The following is a 4,774-nucleotide window of genomic DNA, read 5'->3' on the forward strand; positions in this document are numbered from 1 at the left end:
GGGGCGGGCGTTGCATCGATGCTGGTGCTGCGCACCGCTTCTCGACACAAAGAGGTCATCTTGGCTCTGTCTTCCAGGCGCCGCCGCCCCGGGCTGATCGCCCTCGGCGCCGTCCTCACCCTGGCCGCCGGGTTCACCCCACCCGGCGCAGGAGCGTCCGCCGCCCCGCCGAACAACCCGGGCCGGCCCACCGGCCAGCCGCCGGCCGCACCGGGGCGGGCGTCCACCGTCACCCTGATCACCGGTGACACGGTCACCGTCACCACCGGGGCCGACGGCAGCACCGTCTCGACGGTCCGCCGGCCGGACGGCAGCACGCCCACCTTCCACCGCACCGTGCTCGACGGCGACACCTACGTCTATCCCGACGCCGCGCTGCCGTACGTCACGGGCGGCGTGCTGGACCGGCAACTGTTCAATGTCACCGAGCTCATCGCCGACGGCTACGACGACGCGCACGCGGACAAGCTCCCGCTGATCGTCACCATGACCGACGCGGCGGCCCGCAACCGCACCCGCCCCGCAGTGGACGGCGCCGAGCTCATCCGCCCGCTGGACAGCGTGCGGGGCGCGGCCCTGACCCGGCCGCGCGCCGCCGCCGACCGGTTCTGGACCGCGCTCACCGCCGGCACGGCCCGCCGTACCGGCGGCGCCCCGACCCTGGCCAACGGCATCGCGAAGGTCTGGCTGGACGGACGGGTGCACGCCGACCTGGCCGAGTCCACCGCCCAGATCGGCGCTCCGGCCGTCTGGGCCGAGGGCAACACCGCGGCCGGTGTCGACGTGGCCGTACTGGACTCGGGCGCGGACGCCGAGCATCCGGACCTCGCCGGTCAGATCACCGCGTCGAGCAGCTTCGTGCCGGAGGAGCCCGACATCCTCGACTACAAGGGCCACGGCACCCACGTGGCCTCGACGATCGCCGGCACCGGCGCGGCCTCCGGCGGAATCGAGCGGGGCGTCGCCCCCGGCGCCCGGCTGCACGTCGGCAAGGTCCTCAACAGCGAGGGCAGCGGGCAGAACTCCTGGATCATCGCCGGGATGGAGTGGGCGGCCCGCGATCAGAAGGCCCGCGTCGTCAGCATGAGCCTGGGCGGTGAGGCCACCGACGGCAGCGACCCGATGAGCCAGGCGGTCGAGCGGCTCAGCGCCGAGACCGGCGCGCTGTTCGTGATCGCCGCCGGCAACGGCGGGCCGAACAGCATCGGCAGCCCGGGCGCGGCGGACTCCGCGCTCACCGTGGGCGCCGTCGACTCCACCGACCGGCTCGCCGACTTCTCCAGTCAGGGCCCGCGCGCCGGCGACGGTGGGCTCAAGCCCGAGATCACCGCGCCCGGCGTGGACATCCTGGCCGCCCGCTCGCACCAGGTCCGCGGCTCCGGGGACTACACGCTGATGAGCGGCACGTCGATGGCCACCCCGCACGTGGCCGGCACGGCCGCGCTGGTCGCCGCCGCGCACCCCGACTGGACCGGTCAGCGCATCAAGGAAGCGCTGGTCAGCACGGTCAAGGCCACCCCGGGCTACACCCCGTACCAGGCGGGAGCCGGTCGGGTGGACGCGGTCGCCGCCGTGCACGCCACGGTGCTCGCCACCCCGAGCGCCTACTCCGGCTTCCAGACCTGGCCGCCGCAGCCCGGGTCGATCGTCGACCGGACGGTTACCTACACCAACACCGGCACCGCGCCGGTCACCCTGAAGCTGGCCCTCGACGCGGCGGGTGCGCCGGCCGGCCTGTTCGCCCTGTCCGCCGGCTCGGTCACCGTGCCCGCCGGCGGCACCGCCGCCGTGACGCTGAGCGCGGCGTACGACAAGCTGCCGGCCGAGAAGCAGGTCAGCGGCACGATCGTCGCCACCGACGGCACCGGTACGGTGCGTGGCCGCACCCTGATCGGGGCCGCGAAGGAGGGCCAGCGGCAGAACCTGACGCTCGTCGCCAGGGACCGCGACGGCAAGCCGCTCACCGGCAAGGTCATCCTCACCACCGACGGCCTGTTCACCGCCGTCGACCTGCCCGAGAGTGGCACCACCACGCTGCGGCTGCCGGTGGCGACGTGGACCGGCTGGATCTCCGCCGACGTGCGCGGCGTGCACGGGCCGCACTCCAAGGGCATGGCGATGCTCAGCTTCACCGATGTCGACCTGGACCGCGACCGTACCGTCACCCTGGACGCGCGGGCCGCCCGGCAGGTACGTGCCCAGGTGCCGCAGGAGGCGACCCCGACCGCGCTGCGGATGGACATCCACCGGTCGTTCGGGGCCAGCCTCACCGAGAGCCAGGTGCTGCCCGACGGCTCGTACGACAGCATGTGGGCGCTGCCGACGAGCCGCGCGGTCACCGACGGCGAGTTCGAGTTCGGTGCCCGGTGGCGGCTGGAACAGCCGGCGTTGACCGTCGCCGTCGACGGCCGGTCGTACGACGATCTGCTGGTGAAGCGGTCGACGCCCGCGCTGCCGGCAGGTCGTCGACAGGTGGAGGCGGTTTACGTCGCCGACGCGTCGGCGGCGGGTCTGGCCAAGCGGCCGGTCCGGGACCGGGCCGTGGTGGTCCGGCGCAGCGACACCGTGGACATCGCCACCCAGGCGCAGGCCGCCGCGGCGGCCGGGGCGAAGCTGCTGCTGGTGATCAACGACGGCGTCGGCCGACTCCAGCCGTGGGACGAGGCGCCCTGGAGCCCGGAGAGCCCCGCCCCGGTGACCGTCGCCACCCTCACCGCCGACGAAGGCGCACAGCTCATCGGCGCGCTGGAGCGCGGGCCGGTGCGGCTGACCGTCGACTCGCACCCGGAGACCACCTACCTGTACGACGTGGCGCACCACTGGACCGGCACGGTACCGACCGATCCCACCTACCGGCCGACGAACCGGCAGCTGGCCCGGGTCGACGTGGAGTTCCGCAACTACCGGCAGGGCAAGGCGCTGGAGTTCCGCACCGACGTGTGGCGCGGCTGGGCGTCGAGCAACCAGGTGCCCGTCCGGGCGCAGGGTCGACGGACCGACTGGGTCACCGCCGACGCGCGCTGGATCGACGACGCGCACATCGCCGGCGAGACCGGCCAGCACTCCACGGCGGTGGCCACCTACCCGGCCGGTACGCGGAGCGAGGTCACCTGGTTCGGACCGATCCAGCGACCCAGGATGGGCGGGGGCTACGTGCCGGTTCGCTACCTGGACACCGTCTACCTGCCGGCGCCCGGCTGGGGCGACGGGGGCGGCCACATCGGTGAGGCGTACGCCAACTTCGACATGGTCAACCGGACCACCCTCTACCAGGGCGACAAGGAGCTGAACTGGGGCAACGCCGAGTACCTCCAGGTCTCCGGCCTCGCTGAGCAGCGGCTGCCGTACCGGCTGGTGGTGGAGAACGACCGGGCGGCCTGGACCAACCCGTACTCCCGGCGGACCCGCACCGAGTGGGGCTTCAGCTCGGCGGCCACCGGACAGGAGTCGTCGGAGGTGCTGCCGATGATCCAGCTGGACTACCGGGTGGACATCGACCGGGACGGCAGGGCCGCACGGCGGGCGCCGCTCACCGTGGTCGCCTCCCAGCTGCCGGGTGTTTCGGGCACGGTCGGCCCGGTGGCCGTCGAGGTGTCCTACGACGACGGGGCGACCTGGCAGAAGCAGCGGCTGACCCGGCACGGCGACGGTTGGCGCACCTCGCTGGCCGCGCCGGCGAAGGCCAGCTTCGTCAGCCTGCGTACCACCGCGCGGGACGCCTCCGGCAACACCGTGAGCCAGAGCATCACCCGGGCGTTCGGCCTGCGCTGACGCCACGGCGGCCGGCCGTCGGTCGGGGTGCCCCGCGCACCCGGGCCGGCGGCCGGTTCGCCGCCGGTGGCGTCAGCCGGTGGTCGCCGGCCGGTCGAGGAAGAGCAACCGGGCGCGTTTCTCCGGCAGGTCGATCAACGGTCCGAGCCGGAACCCGGCGCGCAGGAACCGGTTGACGGCGCGGTCGTTGCGGGCGTCCGGTTCCATCACGACGCGCAGCCGGCCCGGGTCGGCGAGGACGAAGTCGAGGATCGCGCCGAACAGCGCGCCGGTGAAGCCGCGCTCGACCGCCGCCGGTGGTCCGATGAGCAGGTGGAGGCCGATGTCGCCGGGGCGTACGTCGTAGCACTCGCCGACCGGGTCGGCCTCGGGCTGGTAGGTCTGCGCCAGCGCCGCCGGCACGCCGTCGCGATGTACCAGGTACGCGTGGTGGGTGGCCAGCGAGTCCAGGTAGGTGTAGATCTCGTGCACCCGCTCGCGGCTCGCCTCCCGCATTCCCCAGAAGCGGGCCCGATCCTGGGTGACCCAGTCGTGCAGCAGGTCGACGTCCTCGTCCGGCCGCACCGGGCGGACGGTGACCACCCCGAATCCGCTGACATCGCGCCGGTAGTGATGTCCCTCAGTGTTCATCTGGCTCCTCCACGAGGCGGTCCCAGTCCGTGACCACCGGCAGCAGCTCGCCGGCCAGCCACGCGCGGCTCTGGTCGTTGTGGTGCGGGTCGTCGGGCACCCCGCAGGCGCCCAGCGGGACCACCCAGCGGCTGTCCTCGCGCCGCGCCAGGTCCCACACGAAACGGGCGGCCGGCCCCCGGAAACACCGATGGGTGACCCCGGGCACGCTCGACGTGGCAAGCACGCAGTCGTGGTCGCCGTCGAGGCGAGGCCCGGGTCCGGCGTCCAGGTCGGGCAGCGCCCGCCACGACGCCAGCCGGTGCAGGTCGCCCCCAGCGCGCCGGCCCGTCCGCCGCGCCGGCGACCTCCTCGATGGCCGCGCCCACCAGCG

2 protein-coding genes and 1 pseudogene are annotated in these 4,774 nt (G+C 74.0%); 1 reads left to right on the plus strand and 2 read right to left on the minus strand.

Going from position 1 to position 4,774, the window contains the following annotated elements; all coding sequences use genetic code 11:
• The first annotated feature begins 60 nt into the window (after positions 1–60).
• Positions 61–3,771, plus strand: coding sequence for a S8 family serine peptidase (locus JNW91_RS29685; RefSeq protein ID WP_203178825.1), 3,711 nt, complete (start codon positions 61–63; stop codon positions 3,769–3,771).
• 72 nt (positions 3,772–3,843) lie between these two features.
• Here JNW91_RS29685 and JNW91_RS29690 read toward each other — a convergent pair whose 3' ends face one another.
• Both JNW91_RS29690 and JNW91_RS29695 read right to left on the minus strand, forming a co-directional pair.
• A complete protein-coding gene (locus JNW91_RS29690) occupies positions 3,844–4,401 on the minus strand; it encodes a GNAT family N-acetyltransferase (RefSeq protein WP_203178826.1) in 558 nt (185 codons plus the stop codon).
• Positions 4,391–4,774 (minus strand): annotated as a pseudogene (locus JNW91_RS29695) (penicillin acylase family protein); the annotation flags it as partial. The pseudogene JNW91_RS29695 and the gene JNW91_RS29690, both read right to left, overlap by 11 nt.

The sequence above is a fragment of the Micromonospora parastrephiae genome, assembly GCF_016802865.1.
Taxonomy (GTDB): Bacteria; Actinomycetota; Actinomycetes; order Mycobacteriales; family Micromonosporaceae; genus Micromonospora; species Micromonospora parastrephiae.